22 protein-coding genes, 1 tRNA gene and 1 riboswitch are annotated in these 23423 nt (G+C 68.9%); of the genes, 17 read left to right on the forward strand and 6 right to left on the reverse strand.

What is annotated here, in order from left to right; genetic code table 11:
- Positions 1 to 2 precede the first annotated feature (2 nt).
- The 8 genes from QPR87_RS15960 (at position 3) to QPR87_RS15995 (ending at position 8129) form a co-directional block, all read left to right on the forward strand.
- A complete protein-coding gene (locus tag QPR87_RS15960; RefSeq protein ID WP_285050305.1) occupies positions 3 to 1328 on the forward strand; it encodes an ATP-binding response regulator in 1326 nt (441 codons plus the stop codon).
- A gap of 83 nt (positions 1329 to 1411) precedes the next feature.
- Complete coding sequence (locus tag QPR87_RS15965; RefSeq protein ID WP_285050307.1) at positions 1412 to 2026, forward strand: hypothetical protein; 615 nt, start codon at positions 1412 to 1414, stop codon at positions 2024 to 2026.
- A complete protein-coding gene (locus QPR87_RS15970; protein ID WP_011748633.1) occupies positions 2023 to 2361 on the forward strand; it encodes a hypothetical protein in 339 nt (112 codons plus the stop codon). The genes QPR87_RS15965 and QPR87_RS15970 overlap by 4 nt, the downstream gene beginning before the upstream one ends.
- A gap of 58 nt (positions 2362 to 2419) precedes the next feature.
- Positions 2420 to 3202: an SDR family oxidoreductase gene (locus QPR87_RS15975; RefSeq protein WP_285050309.1), complete on the forward strand. Its 783-nt coding sequence runs from the start codon at positions 2420 to 2422 to the stop codon at positions 3200 to 3202.
- A gap of 54 nt (positions 3203 to 3256) precedes the next feature.
- Positions 3257 to 3345, forward strand: a riboswitch (glycine riboswitch).
- Between the two features lie 133 nt (positions 3346 to 3478).
- Positions 3479 to 4591: a glycine cleavage system aminomethyltransferase GcvT gene (gene gcvT, locus QPR87_RS15980; RefSeq protein WP_285050312.1), complete on the forward strand. Its 1113-nt coding sequence runs from the start codon at positions 3479 to 3481 to the stop codon at positions 4589 to 4591.
- A 10-nt stretch (positions 4592 to 4601) separates the two neighbouring features.
- The gene (gcvH, locus tag QPR87_RS15985) at positions 4602 to 4958 is read left to right on the forward strand and encodes a glycine cleavage system protein GcvH (protein ID WP_285050314.1); all 357 of its coding nucleotides are present in this window, start codon (positions 4602 to 4604) and stop codon (positions 4956 to 4958) included.
- A 159-nt stretch (positions 4959 to 5117) separates the two neighbouring features.
- Positions 5118 to 7946, forward strand: coding sequence for an aminomethyl-transferring glycine dehydrogenase (gcvP, locus tag QPR87_RS15990; protein ID WP_285050316.1), 2829 nt, complete (start codon positions 5118 to 5120; stop codon positions 7944 to 7946).
- Positions 7947 to 8053: 107 nt separating this feature from the next.
- Positions 8054 to 8129 (forward strand) — tRNA-Ala (locus QPR87_RS15995).
- Positions 8130 to 8293: 164 nt separating this feature from the next.
- On the opposite strand, the gene QPR87_RS16000 is transcribed toward QPR87_RS15995, so the two are convergent.
- Positions 8294 to 10492, reverse strand: a complete 2199-nt coding sequence (locus QPR87_RS16000; protein ID WP_285050318.1) for a heavy metal translocating P-type ATPase — start codon at positions 10490 to 10492, stop codon at positions 8294 to 8296.
- Between the two features lie 88 nt (positions 10493 to 10580).
- Here QPR87_RS16000 and QPR87_RS16005 point away from each other — a divergent pair, with 88 nt between their 5' ends.
- The 5 genes from QPR87_RS16005 to QPR87_RS16025 all read left to right on the forward strand — a co-directional run bounded on the left by QPR87_RS16005 (position 10581) and on the right by QPR87_RS16025 (position 13418).
- Positions 10581 to 11021, forward strand: coding sequence for a MerR family transcriptional regulator (locus QPR87_RS16005; protein ID WP_011748627.1), 441 nt, complete (start codon positions 10581 to 10583; stop codon positions 11019 to 11021).
- A gap of 59 nt (positions 11022 to 11080) precedes the next feature.
- Positions 11081 to 11710, forward strand: a complete 630-nt coding sequence (pgsA, locus tag QPR87_RS16010; RefSeq protein ID WP_011748626.1) for a CDP-diacylglycerol--glycerol-3-phosphate 3-phosphatidyltransferase — start codon at positions 11081 to 11083, stop codon at positions 11708 to 11710.
- Positions 11700 to 11951, forward strand: a complete 252-nt coding sequence (gene moaD / locus QPR87_RS16015) for a molybdopterin converting factor subunit 1 (protein WP_011748625.1) — start codon at positions 11700 to 11702, stop codon at positions 11949 to 11951. Before pgsA ends, moaD begins: the two co-directional genes overlap by 11 nt.
- Position 11952: 1 nt before the next feature.
- A complete protein-coding gene (locus QPR87_RS16020) occupies positions 11953 to 12393 on the forward strand; it encodes a molybdenum cofactor biosynthesis protein MoaE (protein WP_285050322.1) in 441 nt (146 codons plus the stop codon).
- Positions 12394 to 12461: 68 nt separating this feature from the next.
- Positions 12462 to 13418 carry an acetyl-CoA carboxylase carboxyltransferase subunit alpha gene (locus QPR87_RS16025; RefSeq protein ID WP_011748623.1) on the forward strand — a complete coding sequence of 319 codons (957 nt, stop codon included), beginning with the start codon at positions 12462 to 12464 and terminating at the stop codon, positions 13416 to 13418.
- A 287-nt stretch (positions 13419 to 13705) separates the two neighbouring features.
- On the opposite strand, the gene QPR87_RS16030 is transcribed toward QPR87_RS16025, so the two are convergent.
- Positions 13706 to 14974: a 4-aminobutyrate--2-oxoglutarate transaminase gene (locus QPR87_RS16030; protein ID WP_285050326.1), complete on the reverse strand. Its 1269-nt coding sequence runs from the start codon at positions 14972 to 14974 to the stop codon at positions 13706 to 13708.
- Positions 14975 to 15078: 104 nt separating this feature from the next.
- Between QPR87_RS16030 and QPR87_RS16035 the strand changes: the two genes are divergently transcribed.
- Positions 15079 to 15795, forward strand: coding sequence for a rhomboid family intramembrane serine protease (locus QPR87_RS16035; protein WP_285050327.1), 717 nt, complete (start codon positions 15079 to 15081; stop codon positions 15793 to 15795).
- Here QPR87_RS16035 and mnmC2 read toward each other — a convergent pair.
- Complete coding sequence (gene mnmC2, locus QPR87_RS16040; RefSeq protein ID WP_285050329.1) at positions 15792 to 16448, reverse strand: tRNA (5-methylaminomethyl-2-thiouridine)(34)-methyltransferase MnmC2; 657 nt, start codon at positions 16446 to 16448, stop codon at positions 15792 to 15794. The genes QPR87_RS16035 and mnmC2 overlap by 4 nt on opposite strands.
- A 47-nt stretch (positions 16449 to 16495) precedes the next feature.
- On the opposite strand from mnmC2, the gene QPR87_RS16045 reads away from it, so the two are divergent.
- On the forward strand, positions 16496 to 17512 hold the full coding sequence (locus tag QPR87_RS16045) for an NAD(P)/FAD-dependent oxidoreductase (protein WP_285050332.1): 1017 nt from the start codon (positions 16496 to 16498) through the stop codon (positions 17510 to 17512).
- Here the strand turns inward: QPR87_RS16045 and QPR87_RS16050 are convergent.
- Positions 17496 to 18005, reverse strand: a complete 510-nt coding sequence (locus QPR87_RS16050) for an NnrU family protein (protein WP_230999382.1) — start codon at positions 18003 to 18005, stop codon at positions 17496 to 17498. The genes QPR87_RS16045 and QPR87_RS16050 overlap by 17 nt on opposite strands.
- Positions 18006 to 18093: 88 nt before the next feature.
- On the opposite strand from QPR87_RS16050, the gene QPR87_RS16055 reads away from it, so the two are divergent.
- Both QPR87_RS16055 and QPR87_RS16060 read left to right on the forward strand, forming a co-directional pair.
- Positions 18094 to 18657, forward strand: coding sequence for a DUF4202 domain-containing protein (locus tag QPR87_RS16055; protein ID WP_285050335.1), 564 nt, complete (start codon positions 18094 to 18096; stop codon positions 18655 to 18657).
- Complete coding sequence (locus tag QPR87_RS16060; protein ID WP_285050337.1) at positions 18650 to 19342, forward strand: sirohydrochlorin chelatase; 693 nt, start codon at positions 18650 to 18652, stop codon at positions 19340 to 19342. The genes QPR87_RS16055 and QPR87_RS16060 overlap by 8 nt, the downstream gene beginning before the upstream one ends.
- Positions 19343 to 19404: 62 nt before the next feature.
- On the opposite strand, the gene QPR87_RS16065 is transcribed toward QPR87_RS16060, so the two are convergent.
- Together QPR87_RS16065 and QPR87_RS16070 are read right to left on the reverse strand one after the other, a co-directional pair.
- Positions 19405 to 22497, reverse strand: a complete 3093-nt coding sequence (locus QPR87_RS16065) for a valine--tRNA ligase (RefSeq protein WP_285050339.1) — start codon at positions 22495 to 22497, stop codon at positions 19405 to 19407.
- A gap of 290 nt (positions 22498 to 22787) precedes the next feature.
- Positions 22788 to 23420 (reverse strand): glutathione S-transferase family protein, encoded by a 633-nt coding sequence (locus QPR87_RS16070; RefSeq protein ID WP_285050341.1) that lies wholly within the window; start codon positions 23418 to 23420, stop codon positions 22788 to 22790.
- Between the last annotated feature and the right edge of the window lie 3 nt (positions 23421 to 23423).

The raw sequence follows: 23423 nt of genomic DNA on the forward strand, positions 1-23423 counted from the left end.
CCATGTTCCTGCGCGACGACGATCCCCCCGCCCGGCGGGTCGAAAAGCTGACGCGCATCGCCGATGTGCTGGTCGAGCGCATCGACCGGCTGGAGGAAAGCCGCGGTTCGGCCTGGTCCATGTTCCAGGCCGCCGTCGCGCTGGAGCAGGAGGTGCAGGTCCGCACCCGCGAGCTGGAGCAGGCGCTGGCCGACCTTTCCGAACGCAACCGCGAACTGGCCGTCGCCCGCGCCTCGGCCGAAGAGGCGAACCGCTCCAAGACCCGTTTCCTGCGCGCGGCGAGCCATGACCTGCTGCAGCCCCTGTCGGCCGCGAAACTGTTCCTGTCGGCGCTGAAGGACACCTCGCTCGACCCGTTGCAGCGCGAATTGACCGACCGGCTGTCGGGCGCGTTCGAATCGGTCGAGGAGTTGATGCACGCGGTGCTGGACATCTCGCGGCTGGACAGCCAGCGCATCGAGTTCCAGCGCAAGCCCGTCGATCTGGGCGGGCTGTTCCGCCGCCTCGCCATCGAATACGCCCCCATGGCCGAGGCCAAGGAGTTGCGGCTCAGCTTTGCGCCGACCACGGCGATGGTGGAAAGCGATCCGACCTTTCTGCGGCGGATCGCGCAGAACCTCGTCTCGAACGCGATCAAATACACCGATCGCGGCGGCGTGCTGGTCGGCGTGCGCAAACGCGGCGAACGGGCCTGGCTGGAGATCTACGACACCGGCATCGGCATCGCCGCGCCCGACCGCGCGCGCATCTTCGACGAGTTCCAGCGCATCGGCCGCGAGGGCGGGGCGCCGGGCATGGGGCTGGGCCTTTCCATCGTGCGCCGCGCCTGCGCCAAGCTGGGCCATCCCATCGCCATGGACAGCGAGCCGGGGCGCGGCACCGTCTTTCGCGTCAGCCTGCCGCTGGTCGCGCCGGGGGGCGAGGCCGTGCGACCCGAGGGCGCCGGCCAGGGTCCGCACCTGCGCGGCCGGGTGGCGCTGGTGGTCGAGAACGACGACGCCATGCGCCGCGCCCTGCAACTGGTGTTGCGGGACAAGCTGGGCATGGTGGCCCGCGTCTCGGGCGGCATTGCCGAGGCATTGGCGCAGATGGGCGACGAGCCGCCGGACGTGGTGATCGCCGACTATAACCTCGACAACGGCGATACCGGCCTGCAGGCCATCGAGGCGCTGCGCAATGCGGCGGGGCAGGCGGTGCCGGCCATCGTGGTCTCGGCCCGGCGCGCGCCGGAACTGGGCGGCGCCTGCCAGAAGATGGGCGTGCCTGTGCTGGAAAAGCCGGTGCGCCCCGAGGACTTGCAGGCCATGCTGCAGCAGATGCTGGCCTAAGACCAAAGCACGAAACAGCCGGCGGCGGGCTTTCGCCGCGGCCCTTGCGGGGGCAGGGTCGCAAACAGGGAGGAAGGACCGGGATGAGAATCTTGCGTGGCCTTGCGCTGATCGGATTGCTGGCCGGCCCGCTTTCGGCGGGCGAGGCGGGCGATCTGGTCTTTGCCCAGCGCGGGCCATGGGATCTGTCGCAGGGACCGCTGGTCTGGACGCTGCACCAGACCGGCCCCCAGGCCGAGGGCTTTGCGCCGTTGGGCGAGGGCACCGTTTCGCTGGGCGCGGCCACCGATGCCCCGCACGGCCAGCCGGCGCTGGAGCTGACCGAAAAGACCCCTCGCACCACGCGCAAGATCGGCCCGTTTCCGGTCTCGGGCGGCGATCCGGCGCTGACCTTCTTTCTGGAAACCACCGCGCGGGACATGGCGGCGCTGACCGGGGGCAGCCCGTTCTATATCCGCAACCGGCTGAAGGATGCGCTGTTCCGCAGCGGCGAGATTCGGCATGAGGGCGAGGCGACCGTCGCCGTCTTCGTGCCCTTTGCGCAGGACGAGAATCGCGGGCGCATGGCCGGCTTCGACACGCTGGAACTGCGCTTCACCCTGGACGATCCGGGGCGGCCGATCCGCCGGATGCTGGCCGAAACCGGCCCGCTTTCGGGCGGACGGCCGGCCTATCACAGCGAAATGGTGTTGAAATGATCCGGGCAACCCTGACGGCGGCGCTCGTGCTTTCGGCCGGCATGGCCGGGGCTCAGGCGATAAACGACTATCCGACCAATGCGCGGGCCGATTACGTCTTCGTCTGCATGGCGACGAACGGCCAGACCCGCGAGATGCTGGAGCGGTGCAGCTGCGCCATCGACCAGATCGCCGAGATCCTGTCCTATGACGATTACGTCAAGGCCGAGACAGTGCTGGCCATGCGCCAGACCGCCGGCGAGCGGGCGGGCATCTTCCGCCAGGGCATCGCCGTCAACGACATCGTCGCCAATTTCCGCCGCGCTGAGGCCGAGGCCGAGATCCTCTGCTTCTGAACTGGACAATCCGCGCGCCCCGCGCTTCCTTGGCGGCAAGCTGAACAGGAGGGAAGCCATGGATCTGGGGATCAGGGGCAAGAAGGGTCTTGTCTGCGCCGCGTCGAAGGGGCTGGGCCGCGCCTGCGCCGAGGCGCTGGCCGAGGCGGGGGTCGATCTGGTGGTCAACGCCCGCGGCGCCGAGGCGCTGGAGGCCACGGCGCAGGAGATCGCGGCGCGGCACGGGGTGGCGGTCACGCCGGTCGCCGCCGACATCACCACCGAGGAAGGCCGCGCTGCCGTGCTGGAGGCGTTGGGCGGCCAGGCCGACATCCTGGTCAACAATGCCGGCGGCCCGCCGCCCGGCACCTGGACCGACTGGTCGCGCGAGGATTTCATCAAGGCCATCGACGCCAACATGCTGACCGCCATCGCGCTGATGCAGGCGCTGGTGCCGGGCATGATGGAACGCGGCTGGGGCAGGGTGGTCAACATCACCTCGCAATCCGTGCGCTCGCCCATCGCGGTGCTGGGCCTGTCGAACACCGCGCGCGCCGGGTTGACCGGCTTTGTCGCCGGCATGTCGCGGCAGGTGGCGCCGCATGGCGTGGCGGTGAACAACCTCTTGCCCGGCATCCATGCCACCGACCGCGCCGTGAGCCTCGATTCGGGGGTGGCCAAGGCCGAGGGCATCGGCCTGGACGAAGCCCGCCGGCGCCGCGAGGCGACGATCCCGACCCGCAGCTATGGCCGCCCCGAGGATTTCGGCGCCGCCTGCGCCTTCCTGTGCAGCCAGCAGGCGCGGTTCATGGTCGGGCAGAATATCCTGCTGGACGGGGGCGCGCTGAACGTCTCGGTATGAAAATCCGGGCGGCAGAAGGCCCTTGCCAGAACGCCGCCGCCCGGCTACGACAAAGGTCGGAAATCGGGAGACATTGGCGCAAGCCAGGGCCGAAGGAGCAACCGCCCCGGGAATCTCTCAGGCAAAGGGACCGTTTTCCGCCGAACGCTCTGGAGAGAGGCGGCTTGCGCCGCCCGCCGAAGGGATAACGATCTCAGGCGCCCCCGTTTCGGGGTAGGGACAGAGGGGGCATCGCAGCGGCCGGGATTGGTCCGTCCGCAGACAAGGGGGATGCCCATGGCCGAGTTTCGGCGCACGACGCTATATGACCTGCACCTCGCGCGCGGCGCGAAGATGGTGCCCTTTGCCGGCTGGGAGATGCCGGTGCAATATCCGATGGGCGTGCTGAACGAGCACCTGCATACCCGCAGCCATGCCGGGCTGTTCGATGTCAGCCACATGGGCCAGGTGATCCTGCGCGGCCCGGGTGCGGCCGAGGCGCTGGAGGGGCTGGTGCCCGCCGATATCACCGGGCTGGCCGAGGGGCGGCAACGCTACGGGCTGTTCACCAATGCCGAGGGCGGCATTCTCGACGACCTGATGATCGCCAACAAGGGCGACCACCTGCTTCTGGTGGTGAACGCCGCCTGCGCCGAGCAGGACATCGCCCATCTGCGCCAGCTGGAGGCGCAGGGCATCTTGGTCGAGCCGGTGACGGATCGCGGTCTTCTGGCGCTGCAGGGTCCCGAGGCCGAGGCGGTGCTGGCGCGGCTGGTTCCCGGCGCGCAGTCGATGAAGTTCATGGACGTGGCCGAGTTCGACTGGCAGGGCGTGACGCTTTGGGTCAGCCGCTCGGGCTATACCGGCGAGGACGGATTCGAGATTTCCGTGCCCGAGGATCGGGTGGTCGCCTTCGCCGAGGCGCTGCTGGCCGAGCCCGAGGTCGCCCCCATCGGGCTGGGCGCCCGCGACAGCCTGCGGCTGGAGGCGGGGATGCCGCTTTACGGCCATGACATGGACGCCCGCACCCTGCCGGGCGAGGCCGGGCTGGGCTGGTCGATCCCCAAGGTCCGCCGTACCGGCGGCGCACGCGAGGGCGGTTTTCCCGGCGCCGACGTCATCCTGGACGAGTTGGCCGCAGGTCCTGCGCGCAGCCGGATGGGCCTGCGTCCCGAGGGCCGCGCCCCGATTCGCGAGGGGGTCGGGATCTTCGACGCGGCCGAGGGCGGCGCGGGTCTGGGCAAGGTCTGCTCGGGCGGCTTCGGCCCCTCGGTTGGCGGACCTGTCGCCATGGCGATCCTGCCCGCGGGGCTTGCGCCCGGTGCGACGCTCTGGGCCGAGTTGCGCGGCAAGCGCATTCCGGTGACGATTACTCCGCTTCCCTTCCACAAACCGAGCTACAAGCGCTGAGAGGCCAGGCATGCTGAAATACACCGAAGACCACGAATGGCTGAAACAGGACGGCGACGAGATCGTCGTCGGCATCACCACCCATGCCAGCGAGCAGCTGGGCGATGTCGTCTTCATCGAATTGCCCGAGGTCGGGCGCGAGGTCGAGGCGGGCGAGGAGATCGTGGTGATCGAATCGGTCAAGGCGGCCTCGGACATCGTGGCGCCGGTCGCCGGCGTGATCACCGCCGTCAACGAGGCGCTGCCCGACACGCCCGGCGCGGTGAACGAGGATCCGATGGCGGCCTGGTTCTTTCGCATCAAGCCGGCCTCGGTCGACTTGTCCGGCTTCATGGACGAGGCGGGCTATCAGGCGCTGGTCGGCTGAAGCTGCCGGGCCTTGCGGCCCGGCGGAGGCCGGGGGCGCTTCGCCCCCCGGACCCCCCGAGGGTATTTGGAAAACGGAAAAAGACAGGGCGGGGACATTCCCGGCCCGTGCGATCCCGAAGGCAATGCTTGTGAACATTCTGACGCATCGAGGCCAGTGATGGGTAAATGGACCCCGACCGACTATAACCCCGACGATTTCGCCAATCGCCGTCACATCGGGCCTTCCCCGGCCGAGATGGCGGCAATGCTGAAGGTCGTGGGCGCCGAAACGCTGGAGGACCTGATCGGCCAGACCGTGCCGGCAAGCATCCGGCAGTCCGAATCCCTGGACTGGCCGGCGCTGTCCGAGGCGGCGCTTTTGCAGCGCATGCGCGAGGTGGCGGCGAAGAACCAAGTGATGACCAGCCTGATCGGGCAGGGCTATTACGGCACCGTGACGCCGCCGGCGATCCAGCGCAACATCCTGGAAAACCCGGCCTGGTACACCGCCTATACCCCCTATCAGCCCGAGATCGCCCAGGGCCGGCTGGAGGCGCTGCTGAACTTCCAGACCATGGTCGCCGACCTGACCGGGCTGCCGGTGGCCAATGCCAGCCTGCTGGACGAGGCGACCGCCGCAGCCGAGGCGATGGCCATGGCGCAACGCGTGGCGAAGTCCAAGGCCCGCGCGTTCTTCGTCAGCGAGAACCTGCATCCCCAGACCATCGCCGTGATCGAGACCCGCGCCGAGCCCCTGGGCATCGAGATCGTCCGCGGCTTGGAATGCGATCCCTCGCAGGTCTTCGGTGCGATCTTCCAGTATCCGGGCACCTTCGGCGAGGTTCGGGATTATGCAGCCGAGATCGCGGCTCTGCACGCGGCGGGCGCCGTGGCGATCATGGCGACCGACCTGCTGGCGCTTTGCGTGCTGAGGGAGCCGGGTGCGATGGGTGCCGACATCGCCATCGGCTCGGCGCAGCGCTTCGGCGTGCCCATGGGCTATGGCGGGCCGCATGCCGGCTTCATGGCCTGCCGCGACGAGATGAAGCGCGCCATGCCGGGCCGCATCGTCGGCGTTTCGGTCGACGCCAAGGGCAACCGGGCCTATCGGCTGTCGCTGCAGACGCGCGAACAGCATATTCGGCGCGAGAAGGCGACCTCGAATGTCTGCACCGCACAGGCGCTGCTGGCGGTGATGGCCGGCTTTTACGCCGTGTTCCACGGGCCGGTGGGCCTGCGTGCCATCGCCCAGCGGGTGCATCTGAACGCGGCGACGCTGGCCGATGCGCTGCGTGCCGCCGGGGCCGAGGTCCAGTCCGATGCCTTTTTCGACACCATCACGGTACGGGTCGGCGTGGGGCAGGCGGGGATCCTGGCCGCCGCGCGCCATCGCGGCATCAACCTGCGCAAGGTCGGGCGCGACCGGGTCGGCATTTCGGTCGACGAGACTACCGATGCGGACGTGATCGCGCGGGTGCTGGATGCCTTCGGCATCACCGATCCGGCCGAGCCGGCCAAGGCGCCGGCCATCCCCGAGGCGCTGATCCGCGAAAGCGATTACCTGACGCACCCGGTCTTTCACATGAACCGGGCGGAATCCGAGATGATGCGCTATATGCGCCGCCTCTCGGACCGCGACCTGGCGCTGGACCGGGCGATGATCCCGCTGGGTTCCTGCACGATGAAGCTGAACGCGGCGGCCGAGATGATGCCGATCACCTGGCCCGAGTTCGGCGCGCTGCATCCCTTTGCGCCCGAGGACCAGGCCGCCGGCTATCACGAGGTCTTTGCCGACCTGACCGAAAAGCTGTGCGCGATCACCGGCTATGACGCTTTTTCCTTGCAGCCGAACAGCGGCGCGCAGGGGGAATATGCCGGGCTCCTGACCATCGCCGCCTATCACAAGTCGCGCGGCGAGGACCGCGACATCTGCCTGATCCCCGTCAGCGCGCATGGCACCAACCCGGCCAGCGCGCAGATGGCGGGCATGAAGGTCGTGGTGGTGAAATCGGCCCCGAACGGCGATATCGACCTGGAGGATTTCGCCGACAAGGCCGCGAAGGCCGGCGACAGGCTGGCGGCGGTGATGATCACCTATCCCTCGACCCATGGCGTCTTCGAGGACACCGTGCGCGAGGTCTGCCGCATTGCCCACGATCACGGCGGCCAGGTCTATATTGACGGTGCCAACATGAACGCGCTGGTCGGGCTGGTGCGGCCGGGCGAGATCGGCGGCGATGTCAGCCACCTGAACCTGCACAAGACCTTTGCCATCCCGCATGGCGGCGGCGGTCCCGGCATGGGACCGATCGGGGTCAAGGCGCACCTGGCGCCCTTCCTGCCCGCCGACCCGCGCGAGGGCTCGGGCGCGGTTTCGGCGGCGCCCTGGGGCTCGGCCTCGATCCTTCTGATCTCCTGGGCCTATATCCTGATGATGGGCGGCGCGGGGCTGACGCAGGCGACGCGCGTCGCGATCCTGAACGCGAACTATATTGCCAGCCGGCTGGCCGGGGCCTATCCGGTGCTGTTCATGGGCAATCGCGGCCGGGTGGCGCATGAATGCATCCTGGATACGCGACCTTTCCAGGAGCATGGCGTGACCGTGGACGACATCGCCAAGCGGTTGATCGACAACGGCTTCCACGCCCCGACCATGAGCTGGCCGGTCGCCGGCACGCTGATGGTCGAGCCGACCGAATCGGAGACCAAGGCCGAGATCGACCGGCTGATCACCGCCTTCCTGGCGATCCGCGACGAGATCACCGAGATCGCCGAGGGCCGGATCGACGCCGAGGCCTCGCCCCTGCGCCACGCGCCGCACACGGTCGAGGACCTGGTCGCCGATTGGGACCGCGCCTACTCGCGTGAGCAGGGCTGCTTCCCGCCTGGGGCCTTCCGCGTGGATAAATACTGGCCGCCGGTCGGGCGCGTGGACAATGCCTATGGCGACCGCAACCTGGTCTGCACCTGTCCTCCGGTCGAGGATTATGCCGAAGCGGCCGAATGATGCACCTGCCCCCGCCTGCATGGGGCGGGGGTCTTTGCGGGGGCTTGCGGAAAGCCGCGAATGCGGCCTTGACAAGCCCCGACGCTTCGGCGAGATAGCACGCCGATGGGGCCGTAGCTCAGTTGGTAGAGCGCATCGTTCGCAATGATGAGGCCAGGGGTTCGATTCCCCTCGGCTCCACCAGGAAATCCCAAGAACTGCACTTTCAGATGCTTCGGCATGGGCTTGTCCGTGTGGCCTGAGCCCATCCAAACGCCGAGTGCCTTGTTGCCTTCTGCGTGGAATCCTAAGAGGCGCCCCGCATCGCCCGGTCGGCGCGCCGATCCGGGGCGGCCCGTCGTCGCGGCTCAGCCCACCTTGCCGGGGTCGTGGCCCAGCAGGCGCAGCGCGTTCAGCGTCACCAGCACCGTCGCTCCGGTATCGGCAAGGATTGCGATCCACAGCCCGGTGATGCCCAGCACCGAGGTCACCAGGAACACCGCCTTCAGACCCAGCGCGATGGCGACGTTCTGGCGGATGTTGCCCATCGTCGCCCGCGCCAGCCGGACCAGCGCGGGCACGTCCGCCACCCGGTCGCGCAGGATCGCCGCATCCGCCGTCTCCAGCGCCACATCCGTGCCCGAACCCATGGCGACGCCGACGCTGGCCTGTTTCAGCGCCGGCGCGTCGTTGATGCCGTCGCCGATCATCATGACTCCGCCCTGTGCAGCCATCTCGCGAATCGCCGCCAGCTTGTCGGCAGGCAACATCGCGGCCTGGAAACCGATCCCCAGCGTGCCGGCGATGGCATGGGCGGTGCGGGGGTTGTCGCCGGTCAGCATGGTCGCCTCGATGCCCATGGCCCTTAGCTGTCGCATCGCCTCGGCTGCGTCGGGGCGCGGCTCGTCGCGCAGGGCGATCAGGCCCAGTGGCCGGTGCTCGTCAAGCACGGCGACCACCGTCATGCCCTCGGCCTCCAGCGCCTCGGCCGCGCCGGCATCGTGAAGCCCGCCCAGCGTGGCGGCATGTCGGGGCGAGACGACCCAGGCGCGGCTTTCGCCCAGCACGGCCTCGACCCCATGGCCGGGCAGGGCGCGGGCTGCGCGGGCCGGCGGGGGCGCGATCCCCGCCTCGGCCGCCCGGTGCAGGATGGCTTGCGCGAGCGGGTGGCCGGACCCGGCCTCGACGCCGGCGGCGGTGGCCAGCAGCACGGCCTCGCCGATGCCGGGGGCGGGCAGGATACGCATCACCGCCGGCCGGCCGCGGGTCAGCGTGCCGGTCTTGTCCAGGGCGACATGGCGGATGCCGGCCGCAGCCTCGATCACCGCGCCGCCCTTCATCAGCAGGCCCCGCCGCGCCCCCGCCGACAGCGCCGAGGCGATCGAGGCCGGGACCGAGATCACCAGCGCGCAGGGACAGCCGATCAGCAGCAGCGCCAGCCCGCGATAGACCCAGGTGTCCCAATCCGCGCCGAAGCCCAGGGGCGGCACCAGCATGACCAGTGCCGCGACGGCGACCACGGCCGGCATGTACCAGCGGCTGAAACGGTCGATGAAGCGCTCGGTCGGGGCGCGGGCCTCCTCGGCCTCCTCGACCAGGCGGATGATGCGGGCGATGGTGTTGTCGGCGGGTTCCCGGGTCACGCGGATGCGCAGCGTGGCCTCGGCATTGATCGAGCCGGCAAAGACCGGCTCGCCCGGCCCGCGGGTGCGGGGCACGCTTTCGCCGGTCACCGGGCTTTCGTCCACGCCGCCGATGCCGTCGACGATCTCGCCGTCGGCGGGGATGCGGTCGCCGGGACGGACCAGCACGGTCTGGCCGATCTCCAGCCGGTCGGCGGAAATCTCGCGGGTGGCGCCGTCGATCTCCAGCAGCGCGGTCTTGGGCACCAGATCGGCCAGAGCCCTGATGCCGTCGCGGGCCTTGCCGGCGGCGACGCCCTCCAGCACCTCGCCCAGGGCGAACAGAAAGACCACCAGCGCCGCCTCTTCCGCCGCGCCGATGAACAACGCGCCGATGGCGGCCATGGTCATCAGTGCCTCGATGGTAAAGGGCTGGCCCATGCGCAGTGCGGCCCATGCTCGTCTTGCAACCGGGGCGACACCGATCAGGCAGGCGGCGAGAAAGGCCCAATAGCCCGTCTCGGTCGAGGTCAGAAGCTCAAGGCCCCATGCCGCCGCCAGCAACACTCCGGTCAGGATCACCAGCCGGCCCTTGCCTGTCCGATACCAGCTTTCGCCCCCGGCATCATGGTCGTGGCGGGAGGGCTGCGCCGCGGCTTCGGCCGAGGGCGGCGGCGCGTCCGGCAGCACCAAGGCTTTCCTGCGCGGCGCCTGCTGCCCCTTGGGCGCAATGCCGTAGCCCAGCTTGCGCACCACGCCCTCGATCTCGTCGCGGCCGGTGGTGCCGGGCTCCAGGGTCAGCGACAGCCGCTCGGTCATCAGTGCGACGCGGACCTCGCCTACGCCGGGCAGCCGCTCGACCGCCCGTGTCACCTTGGCGCTGCAGGACGCGCAATCCATGCCCGTCACCGTCCATTCGTGCCGTTGTGCCTGTTCTGCGCTCATCACCCTTCTCCTGCCCGCGCGACGGGCCTTGTCTTCGATGATTCGGGACCCTAATTCCTCTAGCGACTAGAGCTTCAAGGGGTTTCTCATGTTCCCGATCGGCAGGCTGGCCAAGGCCACCGGCGTCAAGGTTCCGACCATCCGCTATTACGAGCAGATCGGCCTTTTGCCCGAGCCCGAGCGGACGGCGGGCAACCAGCGGCTTTACACGCAAGGCACGCTGGAGCGGCTGGCCTTCATCCGCCATGCCCGCGACCTGGGCTTTCCGCTGGAGGCGATCCGCGAGTTGCTCAGCCTGTCGGACCGTCCCGGCCAGTCCTGTGCCGCCGCCGACGAAATCGCCCGGCGCCAGCTTGCGGTGGTCGAGGCCAGGATGGCCCGGCTGGCGGCGCTGCGCGACGCATTGCAGCGCATGCTGGACCATTGCGCCAGCGGCACCATCGCCGATTGCCGGGTCATCGAGGTGCTGGGCGACCACGGGCTTTGCGCCCATGACCATGGCGCGGCCGAGGCGGGCCATCCGGCCTAGCGGCACGTCTGCCCCGGTCGCCTCTTCCCCCCGCCGCGCCGAAAGCCTAGATTGCCCCCATGCGCTGGACCTTGCCCAATTTCCTCACCGTTCTGCGACTTGCGGCCGCGCCGCTGGTTCCGCTGATGTTCTTTTTCCTCAGCCGGCCCTTTGCCGACTTCGCGGCGCTGGCGCTGTTCCTGATCGCCGCCGTGACCGATTGGTTCGACGGCTATCTGGCCCGTGCCTGGGGGCAGGAAAGCCGCTTCGGCGCCGCCATGGACCCGATTGCCGACAAGGCGATGGTCATCATCGCCGTGGTGGTCATCACCGGCTATTCGGGCATGAATCCCTGGCTGATCCTGCCCGCGACGGTGATCCTGTTCCGCGAGGTCTTCGTCTCGGGCCTGCGGGAGTTCCTGGGCGACAAGGCCCGGCTGCTGAAGGTCACGAAGCTTGCCAAGTGGAAGACCACGGCGCAGATGGTGGCCATCGCCGTGCTTTTCCTGGGCACCGGGCTGAATTACTATGAAACCGGCCACCCGCCGCTGGTGGGCGAGACCAGCCTGCCCTGGTCCGACAGCTGGTCGGATCTGGCGACGCAGGCCGGGCTGGTGCTGGTCTGGATCGCGGCGGTGCTGACCGCGATCACCGGCTGGGACTATTTCACCAAGGCCCGGCCTTTCCTGAGGGACGACCATGGCGCTTGACGTGCTTTACTTCGCCTGGCTGCGCGAACGCATCGGCCACCCGCGCGAGCGGATCGAGACCGAGGCGGCGACCGTGCGCGAACTGGTCGCGCAACTTTCCGCCATGGACGAATGGCACGCCGCGGCGCTGGCCGATCTTTCGGCGGTGCGCGTCGCGGTCGATCAGGAACTGGCCGATCTGGACGCGCCCCTGGCCGGAGTGCGCGAGGTCGCCTTCTTTCCGCCGATGACCGGGGGCTGAGATGTCGGCCCGGGTCCAGAGCGCGCCTTTCGACCTGGCCGCCGAACTGGCCGGTTTCGGCCAGGGCTCGGGGGCCGTCGTGACCTTCACCGGCCTCGTGCGCGACGAAGGCGGCCGGTTGGTGGCGCTTGAGATCGAGCATTACCCCGGCATGACCGAAAAGGCGCTGCAAGCCTATGGCGAACAGGCGGCGCGGCGCTTCGGGCTGGACGGCTGGCGTATCCTGCATCGCCATGGCCGGCTGGCGGCGGGCGAGCCGATCATGATGGTCGCCACCGCCGCCCGCCATCGCGCGGCGGCCTTCGAGGCGGCGGAATACCTGATGGACTGGCTGAAATCCCGCGCGCCCTTCTGGAAGCGCGAGATCGGCCCGGATGGCCCCGGCGCCTGGGTCGACGCCCGCGCCGAGGATGAGGATGCGTTGTCGCGGTGGCAAGGCTGACGTTGCAATCCGGGCCTGCCGCAAGCATATAGACCGCAACCAGACCGGATGACAGCGCGGAGCCCTGAATGACTTACCTGGAGTTCGAAAAGCCCCTTGCCGATCTTGAGGGCAAGGCCGAGGAACTGCGGGCACTGGCCCGAAAGGGCGAAGGCGTCGATCTGGAGAAGGAGGCGGCGGCGCTGGACCGCAAGGCCGAGGAGATGCTGCGCGACCTCTACAAGCAGCTCGATCCCTGGCGCAAGACGCAGGTCGCCCGCCACCCGGAACGGCCGCATTGCCGCGATTACGTCGAGGCGCTTTTCACCGAATACACCCCCCTGGCCGGCGACCGCGCCTTTGGCGAGGATCATGCGGTCATGGGCGGGCTGGCGCGGTTCAAGGACCAGCCCTGCGTCGTCATCGGCCATGAAAAGGGCAACGACACCAAGTCGCGCATCTTTCACAATTTCGGCATGGCCCGGCCCGAGGGCTATCGCAAGGCGATCCGGCTGATGGATGTCGCCGACCGCTTCCGCCTGCCGGTGATCACCCTGGTCGACACGCCCGGCGCCTATCCCGGCAAGGGCGCCGAGGAACGCGGCCAATCCGAGGCCATTGCCCGCTCGACCGAGAAATGCCTGCAGATCAGCGTGCCGCTGGTCTCGGTCGTGATCGGCGAGGGCGGCTCGGGCGGGGCCGTGGCCTTTGCCACCGCGAACCGCATCGCGATGCTGGAACATTCGATCTATTCGGTGATCTCGCCCGAGGGCTGCGCCTCGATCCTGTGGAAGGATGCCGAGAAGATGCGCGAGGCGGCCCATGCGCTGAAGCTGACCGCGCAGGACCTGAAGAAGCTGGAGGTGATCGACCGCATCATTTCCGAGCCGGTGGGCGGCGCGCAACGCGCGCCCGCCGAGGCCATCGCGGCGGTGGGCGAGGCGATCGCCGCCATGCTGGGCGAACTGGCCGGCAAGAAGCCCGCCGAACTGATCAAGGATCGCCGGCAGAAATTCCTGGCCATGGGCTCGAAGGCCTTGGGCTGAGCGCCCAGCCGCGCCCTCGCATGGGTATTTAAGAAACGGAAATAAGACGAACGACGCTGCCCGGCCCGGTTTCGCCAGGATCCGGGGCCGGGCCTTCGCGCCTTTTCTGTTGCTCGAATAACCCATGCGACGGTGCTGGCCGCGCTGCCGCATTGGTATCGTGGGGACGAAGAAGCGTCGGGCGCGCCGCGGTTTGCGTGGCGGCTCTTTCCGTTTTCCAAATACCCAAGCGACGCTTCCCACGCGCACGGCTGCAGGAGTATTTGCGGAACGGCGAAAGCGCGCGTTCAGTTGCGGGCGGCCTGGATCGAGTCCTCGAGGATGTCGAGCGCCTCGTCGAAGACCGTGTCCTGGATGGTCAGCGGCGCGAGGAAGCGGATCACGTTGCCGTGGACGCCGCAGGTCAGCAGGATCAGGTTGCGCTTGAGCGCCTCTTCCCGCACGCGGTTGGCGAAATCGGCGCTGGGCTTGTCGCTGCCGGCGGTGTTGAACTCGACCGCGTTCATGAAGCCGGGGCCGCGGATGTCGACGATCTCGGGAACGGTTTCGGCGATGCCGGCCAGGCGCTGCTTCAGCCGCTGGCCGAGGCGGGTGGCGCGTTCGCAAAGCCCTTCGTCCTCGATCACGTCCAGAACGGCATGGGCAGCGGCGACGGCCAGCGGATTGCCGGCATAGGTGCCGCCCAGTCCCCCGGGTGCGGGGCTGTCCATGACATCGGCGCGGCCGGTGACGGCACTGATCGGCAGCCCGCCGCCCAGCCCCTTGGCCATGGTGGTCAGGTCGGCCGCCACGCCGTGATGCTCCATGGCGAACAGCTTGCCGGTGCGGGCAAAGCCGGTCTGCACCTCGTCGGCGATCAGCAGGATGGAATACTGGTCGCAGATCTGGCGCAGGCGCTGCATGAAGCCCGGCGGCGCCTCGTAGAAGCCGCCCTCGCCCTGCACCGGCTCGACGATGATGGCGGCGACGCGCGAGGGGTCGATATCGGCCTTGAACAGCCGGTCGAGTGCGGCCAGCGCCTCGTCCGCCGTCACGCCGTGCAATGCGTTGGGGAAGGGCAGGTGCCAGATGTCGTTCATCATCGGCCCGAACCCGGCCTTGTAGGGCTGGACCTTGCCGGTCAGCGACATGCCCAGGAAGGTGCGGCCGTGAAAGCCGCCGGCAAAGGCGACGATGCCGGCGCGGCCGGTATGGTGGCGGGCGATCTTGACCGCGTTCTCGACCGCCTCGGCGCCGGTGGTGTAGAAGGCGGTCTTTTTCGGGCCGTCGCCGGGGACGAGCCGGTTCAGCCGCTCGGCCAGCGCGACGTAGTTCTCATAGGGCACGACCTGGTGGCAGGTATGGGTGAAGCGGTCGAGCTGCGCCTTGACTGCCTCGACAACCCGCGGATGGCGGTGGCCGGTATTGACCACGGCGATGCCGGCGGCGAAGTCGATATAGCGGTTGCCATCCTTGTCCCAGATCTCGGCATTCTCGGCGCGTTCGGCATAGATCTGCGTGGTCATGCCGACGCCGCGCGAGATGGCGGCGTTCTTGCGGTCGGTCAGGCTGGTCATCCCTGGGCCCCTTCTCGATGCGATTCGGTGCCGATGCTATACGCGGCCCGCCGATCCGAACAGGCCCGCTTGCGCGCGCCCATGCGATGCTTCAGGCTGTGGCCATGTTCCCGATCCGCGACCACAACCCCTCCGAGCGCACGCCCTATGTCACCCATGCGCTGATCGTGCTGAACGTGGCGATGTTCCTGATCACCATGCCCTGGGCGGGCGGGCAGGTCGAGTTGTGGCACCGGCTGGCGCTTTATCCCGTAGCCGTCGCGCATGGCGACTGGCTGTGGGGGTTGGCGACGCATATGTTCCTGCATGCGGGGATCCTGCATCTTGCCGGCAACATGCTGTTCCTGTGGGTCTTTGGCGACAATCTGGAGGACCAGATGGGCCGGCTCGGCTTTCTGGTCTTCTACCTCGCCTGCGGGTTGGCGGCGGCGGCGGGCCAGTTCGCCACCGACCCGATGAGCGACATCCCCATGGTCGGTGCCTCGGGCGCCATCGCCGGGGTGATGGGCGGCTATCTGCTGATGTTCCCGCGCGCGCGCGTCGACGTGATCGCCATCATCCTCGTCATCATCCGCCGCTTTACCATGCCGGCCTGGGTGCTGCTGCTGGCCTGGTTCGGCATCCAGCTTTTGTCGAGCGCCATCGTGGTCGATGACGGCGTGGCCTATGTCGCCCATGCCGCCGGTTTCCTGGCCGGGGTCGTCCTGGCTGTGCCGGTCTTTCTGCGCCGGGGCGGGCCGGGCTTCTGGTCGCGCACCCATGGCCGGCCGCCGCATGCGCCGACCTATGCCCCCTCGCGCGTCCCGCGGGTGCGGCGCTAGAGCCGGCCGCGGCTCATGTGGCGCTTGCCGGCGAAGCCCGGGGCGCGGCTGACCGTGAAGCCCGCCGCCGCCAGCGCCCGCCGCACGTGGCCCGCCGCGGTATAGGTGGCGAACGTGCCGCCGGGCGCGGTATGGGCCGCCACCTCGGCCATCAGCGCCTCGCCCCAAAGCTCGGGGTTCTTGGCGGGCGAGAAACCGTCGAGGAACCAGGCATCGGCGCGCCCCTGCCAGCGGGGTAGCGCCTCGCGGGCGTCGGCCTCGACGATCTCGGCCGCGACCGTGCCCAGGGTGAAGCGCCGTTGCGGCCATTCGTCGCGCAACTGCCGCGCCAGCGGTTCCAGTTCGGGAAATGCTGCATGGGCGCGGGCAAGCTCAGCGACGCTCATCGGGAAGGCTTCGAAACTGGTGAAGCGGATCGGCACCGTGGCGATTTGCGCCAGCGCCAGCAGGTTCAGCCCGGTGCCGAAGCCCAGTTCCGCGACATGAAAGCCGGGCTGCAGCCGCTGGGGCAGGTCGTTGCCAGACAAAAAGACATGGCGCGTCTCGTCCAGCCCGCCGTTCAGGCTGAAATAGGGGTCGTCGAAACGGCGCGAGACGGGGATCGCCTCGTCGCGCCAGTCCAGATCGGCGCTGCTCTGGTCGGGCCGCTGCATTCGCGCTAACTCCTCTTTGCAGCGGCAGATGCGGCGAAAGGGACCAGATGGCAAGCGAAATCACGGTGGCGGGCGGCGGGATCTTCGGCCTTGCCTGCGCGTGGGAATTGACGCGTCGCGGCCGGAAGGTGCGGCTGTTCGAGGCGGTGCGGATCGGCGCCGGCGCCTCGGGCGGCCATGTCGGTGCGCTGGCCCCGCACGCACCGGAAAACTGGAACGCCAAGAAGCAGGTGCAACTGGACGCCCTGATCGCGGCAGCCGGCTGGTGGGCCGAGGTCGGGGCGGCGGGGGGCGTCGATCCCGGCTATGCCCGCACCGGCCGCATCCAGCCCGTGCCCGAGGGTGCCCAGGCGCGCATGGCCGAGCGCGTCGAGGCCGCCCGGGCGCATTGGCCGGCATGGGCGGGGATGGAACTGACCGATGCGCCGCTGGGGCCGCTGGTGCCGGCCTCGGCCTCGGGGCTCTGGCTGGTGGATCGGCTGACCGCGCGGATTAGCCCGCGCCGCGCCGGTGCGGCGCTGGCGGCTGCGATCCGCGCCCAAGGCGGCGAGATCGTCGAGGGGCAGGCCGCGCCCGATACGCCCGCGATCTGGGCGACCGGGGTGGCGGGGCTTGCGCCCTTCGGCGGCAATGGCGTCAAGGGCCAGTCGGCGCTCCTGGCGATGGACCTGCCCGACGCGCCGCAGGCCTTTGCCGACGGCCTGCATGTCGTGCCCCATGCCGACGGGACGGTGGCCATCGGCTCGACCTCCGAGCGCGATGTGGCGGATCTGGGCACGGACGGCCAGTTGGAGGCGCTGATCGACAAGGCCCGCGCGCTTTGCCCAGTGCTGCGGGACGCGCCGGTGGTCGACCGCTGGGCCGGCATCCGGCCGCGCGCCGCATCCCGTGCGCCGCTGGTCGGTCCTTGGCCGGGACGGCCCGGCCATTACGTCGCCAACGGCGGCTTCAAGATCGGCCTGGCGATGGCGCCGGCCTGTGCCGGCATGCTGGCCGACCTGATCCTTGAGGGCCGCGACACCATCCCCCGGGACTTTCGCCCCGAACTCAGGGCAGGGGGCTGACCCCGATCACCGGCAGATGCAGATGCAAAAGCGCCGCCCAGACCAGCACGGCGGCCGCGAGGCGCGGCCATGTCGGCCGCAGCGCGACGCCCCGCCGCAGGCTAATCGCCAGGCCGAAACCCGCGTAAAGCAGCAAGAGCCCGAACAGCACGACATGCGCCAGGTCGCCGTTCGCAACCAGATGCACCGCGCCCCACAGCGTGAAGCCGGCCATCAGCCCGGCCATGCCCCCGATGGCCGCCGCCAACACCGCCACGGGCATGGCCAGGTTGACCAGCCAGCGCATCCAGGGCTCCTGCGGCCATATCTCGACAAAGGGCGCCCGGCCCGCGGCCAGGATCAGCCAGTAAAGCAGCGCCAGCGACAGCAGGCTGTAGCCGGCGATATAGCCCGCCTTGCCCAGCCGTGCGACCAGCGGCCCGCGCAGCCGCGCCGGGATGACATGCGAGCCCAGAAAGGCCGCCAGCGCCAATGCGAATTCGCCCCATTCCATGCCGAAAGCCTAGCCTTGCGCCCGTGCGACGGCAATCCGCGTTGACGCCGCGCGCTGCTGCGGCATGATGGCGCAAAACGAGGACGACATGACCCGCCTTCAGAAAGCTATCGACGCCATCGACAAGGCCAATTCCGCCGACCCGCATCTCGGCCCCGACGGCCAGCCCGAGGCGCTGCTCTACGGCCAGCGCATGACGGCCGAGCAGCAGGCGCTTTACCCCGACGCCTCGGAGCCGCTGCGCATCGCCTGCCGCGGCCAGCATGTCGAGCGTTTCCTGCTGCCCCGCAACGCCTATCCGATGGACCGCGCCGGCTATCTGGCATGGCGCACCGAACAGGGCCGCCGCCATGCCGCCCGCATCGCGGCGATCATGCGCGAGGCCGGCTATGGTGACGAGGACGTCGCCCATGCCGAAAGGATGCTGACCAAGCAGGGCATCAAGCGCGACGACGAGGTGCAGGCGCTCGAGGACGTGGCCTGCTTCACCTTCATCCGCTGGTATATGGGCCCCTTCGCCGAGGGCCGCGACGCGGAGGAATTGCAGCGCATCGTGGAAAAGACCGCGCGCAAGATGTCCGCCATGGCCCGCGTCCGGGTGCTGGAGGAATTCGCCATCCCCGAACCCTTCTCCGCCGCTTTCCGTGCATAAGGTGCTGGTCGTCGCCCATGGCCAGCCCGGCGACCCCGTCCCGCAGCAACAGGCCGTCGAGTCCCTGGCCACCCGCGTCGACGCCTTGGTGCCGCAGGCGCTGGTCAGGGGCGCGACGCTGGCCATGCCCGGCGCGCTGGACCTCGCCGATGACGAGACGCTGATCTATCCGATGTTCATGGCGACGGGCTGGTTCACCCGCAGCGAACTGCCCCGCCGCCTGGCGCTTGCCGGTGCGCCGCAGGCCCGCATCCTGCCGCCCTTCGGAGCCGATCCCGGCCTGCCCGCGCTTTGCCTCGCCCTGGTCGCCAAGGCGGCCGAGACGCAGGGCTGGCCCCTTGCTGAAACCCGGCTGCTGGTCGCCGCCCATGGCTCCGGCCGCTCGCGCGCGCCCTCCGAGGCGGCGCGCCGGATCGCCGCCGGCCTCGCCCCCCATGTCGGCGCCGCGAGTTGCGGCTTCATCGAGGAACCGCCCCATATCGCCGAGGCCGCCCGCGACCTGCCTGCGCAGACGATCTGCCTGCCGCTTTTCGCCACCCAGGCCGATCACGTCACCGACGACCTGCCCACGGCACTTGCCGATGCAGGCTTTCGCGGCCTCGTCCTGCCTCCGGTCGGCCTTGCCCCCGAGGTTACGGCCATGATCGCCGAAAGCATCAAGGCCGCCCTTCCCAAGCGGCCCTGAACTTCTCTGTTCTCCAAATACTCATGCGACCGCGCCATCGGCAGGGGCGCAAAAGCCAAGGGTCACATCGCCGCCAACTGCGCCAACGCCGCCCGGATGCGGGCCAGGTCGTCCTCCAGCGCGGCAAGCTTCTCGCGGGTCTCCTCGATGACCTCGGGCTCGGCATTCTCGACGAATCGGGGGTTGGCCAACCGCCCGCGCAGGCCCGAGGCGTCCTTTTCGGTCTTGCCTGCCGCCTTCTCCAGCCGCACGGTTTCGGCACCCACGTCGATCATCTCGCCGACCGGCAGGGCAAAGCTTGCCCCCAGTGCGGCGACCGAGATCATGCCCGGCCCCATCGCGCCGTCCTGCGGCGGGTTCACGCGCGCCAGGCGCTCGATCAGCGGGCCGTTGGCGGCCAGCGCCGCCCGGGCGGCGGCATCCGCCTGGGTCACGAGCAGGTCGGGGCGGGCGCCGGCCGGCACGCCGATCTGGGCGCGGGCCGAGCGGATGTTCTCGATGAGCGCAATCACCCAGTTCATCTGCCGGTCGGCATCCGCGTCGATCAGCTCGGCGCCATAGGCGGGCCAGTCGCCATGCACCAGCATCCGCTCGCGATCCCCGGTCAGCGCCCAAAGTTCTTCGGTGACGAAGGGCATGATCGGGTGCAACAGGGTATAGCACTGGTCCAGCACCCAGCCCATGGTGGCCTGGGTTTCCTCGCGATACTCGCCGTCGAAGAGCGGCTTCGAGAACTCGACATACCAGTCGCAGACCTTGCCCCAGACAAAGGCGTAAAGCCCCGTCGCCGCATCGTTGAAGCGGAATGTTTCCAGCGCCTCGTCGGTCGCCTGCCGGATGCGGGCAAGCTCGCCGATGATCCAGCGGTTCACCACATGCTGCGGCTCGGGTCGCGCGCCCCCGCCGCGAACGCCGTTCATCTCGGCAAAGCGGGTGGCGTTCCAGATCTTGGTGACGAAATTGCGGTTCGCCTCGACATGCTTCGGCCCCAGCTTGGGATCGCGGCCCATCGCGGCCATGCTGGTCAGGGTAAAGCGCAGCGCGTCGGCGCCATATTCGTCGATCAGGGTCAGCGGGTCGATGACGTTGCCTTTCGACTTCGACATCTTGGCGCCCTTTTCGTCGCGCACCAGCCCGTGGACATAGACGGTGCGGAAGGGCACCTGCCCGACCACCGCCAGTTGCATCATCATCATCCGGGCCACCCAGAAGAAGATGATGTCGAAGCCCGTCACCAGCACCGAGGTCGGGAAATACTTGCGCAGCTCGGTCGTGTCCTCGGGCCAGCCCAGCGTCCCGATGGGCCAGAGGCCCGAGGAAAACCAGGTGTCCAGCACATCCGCGTCGCGCCAGACCGGATAGACCAGCCTGGTCGGGTCCTGCGTCAGGTTGTAATCGGCCAGCCCCTGGGCAAAGACGTCGATGGCGGCTTCGCGATCCGCGACCTCGATCACGCGGGCCATTTCCAGTGGCACTGGCAGTTGGGCGATGGAATCGCGGAACCGCTCGGCCACCTCGGCGAAACTGGCCGCCGCGTGGTGGATCTCGTCGCGATGGACCAGGCCCTCTTCCAGCAGGGCAAAGATCTCGACCTCGTCCAGAACGCCGTCGTGGTCGTCCTCGACCTGGCCTTCCAGCCGCAGGTCGAGCCCATACCAGACCGGGATCTGGTGGCCCCACCACAGCTGGCGGCTGATGGTCCAGGGCTCGATGTTCTCCAGCCAGTGGAAATAGACCTTCTCATGCTGCTCGGGCAGGATCTTCGTCGCGCCGCTGCGCACCGCCTCCAGCGCCGGACCGACGATGCGGGCGGTGTCCACGAACCACTGGTCGGTCAGCATCGGCTCGATGACCACGCCGGAACGGTCGCCGAAGGGCTGCATGATCGGCTTGGCATCGACCAGCGGGCGGCGCTCCAGGTGCTCGGCGCCGGTTTCCTTGTCGATGGACTTGTGCAGATAGGTGACGGCCAGCCCTTCCTCGGTGATCGCCTCGATCACCCGCGCCCGCGCCTCGTAGCGGTCCAGGCCGCGCAGCTCCCCGGGGACCAGGTTCACGTTCGAGACGTCGCCCACATCCTCGCCCCGCGCCGCGCGGGTGGCGATCTCGGCGCTTTCCTCATAGGAAAGCCCGTCGGCGCGCATCCGCCCCTTGCCGTCCATCAGCACGTAAAGCGGGATCTCGTTGCGCATGGCGACGGCATAGTCGTTGAAGTCATGCGCGCCGGTGATCTTGACCGCGCCCGAGCCGAAATCCGGGTCGGGATATTCGTCGGTGATGATCGGGATCAGGCGGCGGTGTTCCTTGGGCCCGACCGGGATCTCGCAGAGCTTGCCGACGATGGGGGCATAGCGGGCGTCGTCCGGGTGGACCGCGACCGCGCCGTCGCCCAGCATGGTTTCGGGGCGGGTGGTGGCGATCGAGATATAGTCGCGCATTTCGCGCAGGGTGACGTTGCCGTCGGCGTCGCGCTCGACATATTCATAGGTTTCGCCGCCGGCCAGCGGATATTTGAAATGCCACATATGGCCGGGAACCTCGCGGTTCTCGACTTCGAGGTCGCTGATCGCCGTCTCGAAATGCGGGTCCCAGTTGACCAGCCGCTTGCCGCGATAGATCAGGCCCTTGTCATACATGTCCACGAAGACCTTGATGACGGCATCGTGGAAATTGCCTTCCTCGCCCGCCGGAGCGCCCGGAGCGCCGGACATGGTGAAGGCATTTCGCGACCAGTCGCAAGAGGCGCCCAGGCGCTTCAGCTGCTCGATGATGGTATCGCCGGATTCCTGCTTCCAGGCCCAGACCTTTTGCAGGAAAGCCTCGCGGCCGATGTCGCGGCGGCCCGGCTCCTGCCGCTCGGCCATCCGGCGCTCGACCACCATCTGGGTGGCGATGCCGGCATGGTCCTGGCCCGGCTGCCACAGCGTATCGAAGCCGCGCATCCGGTGCCAGCGCACCAGGATGTCCTGCAGCGTGTTGTTCAGCGCGTGGCCGATATGCAGGCTGCCGGTCACGTTCGGGGGCGGGATCACCACCGAGAAGCTTTCCGCCCCCGGTTTCGCATTGGCGCCCGCGGCGAAGGCATTCCGTGCCGCCCATTCCCGCGCGATCCGCGCCTCGGCGGCCTGCGCGTCGAAGTTCTTTTCCATGGCCATGTCGCTTACCCCTTGCATCGCCAAGGGGATAGCGAAGCGCGGGCGAAAGGCCAAGAGGCGCCGGTTCGCGAAGCGCACCGGAATCCCCTGTTTGAAGGGAAAATGCCGGAACCATCGCGCTTTCCGGCAGCACCGTCGCGCCATCCTCCCGCATTGGAAACACTGGCCAGAGACTTTCCGAAAGCGCCGCGTCCTGGGGTTGCGACAGGTTGAACGCGGCACCGGCCCCGGAAGGCGCTACCGGCGGCCTCCGACAAGCGGATGCGAACGGGAGGCCCGAAGCGCCGGCATCACGCCGCCTGCGCGAAATGCGCGACCTGCGCCGCATGGGCGCGCTGGAAGGCCGGGCGCGCGGTTATGCGGTTCATATAGGCCACAAGCACCGGATGGGCGGCCAGTTCCCCCATGCTGTCCACGATGCGCAGCACGTCGGCCAGCAGCAGGTCGGCGATGGTGAAGCGGCCGGCGGTGACGAATTCCCGCCCCTCCAGCACCGGGACCAGTTGCGCCAGGCGTTCGTGCAGGCGCGGCAGGGCCAGTTCCTCGGCCCGGGCGTCCTGGTCGAAGATCCGCGCCAGCGCCATGGCCATCACCGCCGGCTCAAGGCTGTTGAGGGCGGCGATCAGCCATTGCTGCGTTTCGGCGCGAGCCGCGCCCTCGCGCGGCATCAGCGCCTCGGAGCGCTCGCCCAGGTAAAGCAGGATGGCGCCGCTCTCGAACAGCGACAATTCGCCATCCCTCAGGATCGGCACCTGGCCGAAGGGCTGGCGCGCGAAATGCTGCGGGGTCTTTTCGCGCACGCTGGTGGTTTCGATTTCATAGGGCAGGCCGGCTTCCTCGCAGGCCCAGCGGATGCGCAGGTCGCGGACATAGCCGACGGCAAAGGGTGGCACCCAATCATAGGTCGTGATCGCATATGTCATGGC

The organism is Paracoccus sp. SSJ (assembly GCF_030234105.1).
Classification (GTDB): Bacteria; Pseudomonadota; Alphaproteobacteria; order Rhodobacterales; family Rhodobacteraceae; genus Paracoccus; species Paracoccus denitrificans.

Excerpts from the sequence above, each read along its gene's own strand:
- QPR87_RS15960 (WP_285050305.1), top strand. The coding sequence starts at position 3 with ATGTTCCTGCGCGACGACGATCCCCCCGCCCGGCGGGTCGAAAAGCTG.
- QPR87_RS15965 (WP_285050307.1), top strand. The coding sequence starts at position 1,412 with ATGAGAATCTTGCGTGGCCTTGCGCTGATCGGATTGCTGGCCGGCCCG.
- QPR87_RS15970 (WP_011748633.1), top strand. The coding sequence starts at position 2,023 with ATGATCCGGGCAACCCTGACGGCGGCGCTCGTGCTTTCGGCCGGCATG.
- QPR87_RS15975 (WP_285050309.1), top strand. The coding sequence starts at position 2,420 with ATGGATCTGGGGATCAGGGGCAAGAAGGGTCTTGTCTGCGCCGCGTCG.
- gcvT (WP_285050312.1), top strand. The coding sequence starts at position 3,479 with ATGGCCGAGTTTCGGCGCACGACGCTATATGACCTGCACCTCGCGCGC.
- gcvH (WP_285050314.1), top strand. The coding sequence starts at position 4,602 with ATGCTGAAATACACCGAAGACCACGAATGGCTGAAACAGGACGGCGAC.
- gcvP (WP_285050316.1), top strand. The coding sequence starts at position 5,118 with ATGGGTAAATGGACCCCGACCGACTATAACCCCGACGATTTCGCCAAT.
- QPR87_RS16000 (WP_285050318.1), bottom strand. The coding sequence starts at position 10,492 with ATGAGCGCAGAACAGGCACAACGGCACGAATGGACGGTGACGGGCATG.
- QPR87_RS16005 (WP_011748627.1), top strand. The coding sequence starts at position 10,581 with ATGTTCCCGATCGGCAGGCTGGCCAAGGCCACCGGCGTCAAGGTTCCG.
- pgsA (WP_011748626.1), top strand. The coding sequence starts at position 11,081 with ATGCGCTGGACCTTGCCCAATTTCCTCACCGTTCTGCGACTTGCGGCC.
- moaD (WP_011748625.1), top strand. The coding sequence starts at position 11,700 with ATGGCGCTTGACGTGCTTTACTTCGCCTGGCTGCGCGAACGCATCGGC.
- QPR87_RS16020 (WP_285050322.1), top strand. The coding sequence starts at position 11,953 with ATGTCGGCCCGGGTCCAGAGCGCGCCTTTCGACCTGGCCGCCGAACTG.
- QPR87_RS16025 (WP_011748623.1), top strand. The coding sequence starts at position 12,462 with ATGACTTACCTGGAGTTCGAAAAGCCCCTTGCCGATCTTGAGGGCAAG.
- QPR87_RS16030 (WP_285050326.1), bottom strand. The coding sequence starts at position 14,974 with ATGACCAGCCTGACCGACCGCAAGAACGCCGCCATCTCGCGCGGCGTC.
- QPR87_RS16035 (WP_285050327.1), top strand. The coding sequence starts at position 15,079 with ATGTTCCCGATCCGCGACCACAACCCCTCCGAGCGCACGCCCTATGTC.
- mnmC2 (WP_285050329.1), bottom strand. The coding sequence starts at position 16,448 with ATGCAGCGGCCCGACCAGAGCAGCGCCGATCTGGACTGGCGCGACGAG.
- QPR87_RS16045 (WP_285050332.1), top strand. The coding sequence starts at position 16,496 with ATGGCAAGCGAAATCACGGTGGCGGGCGGCGGGATCTTCGGCCTTGCC.
- QPR87_RS16050 (WP_230999382.1), bottom strand. The coding sequence starts at position 18,005 with ATGGAATGGGGCGAATTCGCATTGGCGCTGGCGGCCTTTCTGGGCTCG.
- QPR87_RS16055 (WP_285050335.1), top strand. The coding sequence starts at position 18,094 with ATGACCCGCCTTCAGAAAGCTATCGACGCCATCGACAAGGCCAATTCC.
- QPR87_RS16065 (WP_285050339.1), bottom strand. The coding sequence starts at position 22,497 with ATGGCCATGGAAAAGAACTTCGACGCGCAGGCCGCCGAGGCGCGGATC.
- QPR87_RS16070 (WP_285050341.1), bottom strand. The coding sequence starts at position 23,420 with ATGACATATGCGATCACGACCTATGATTGGGTGCCACCCTTTGCCGTC.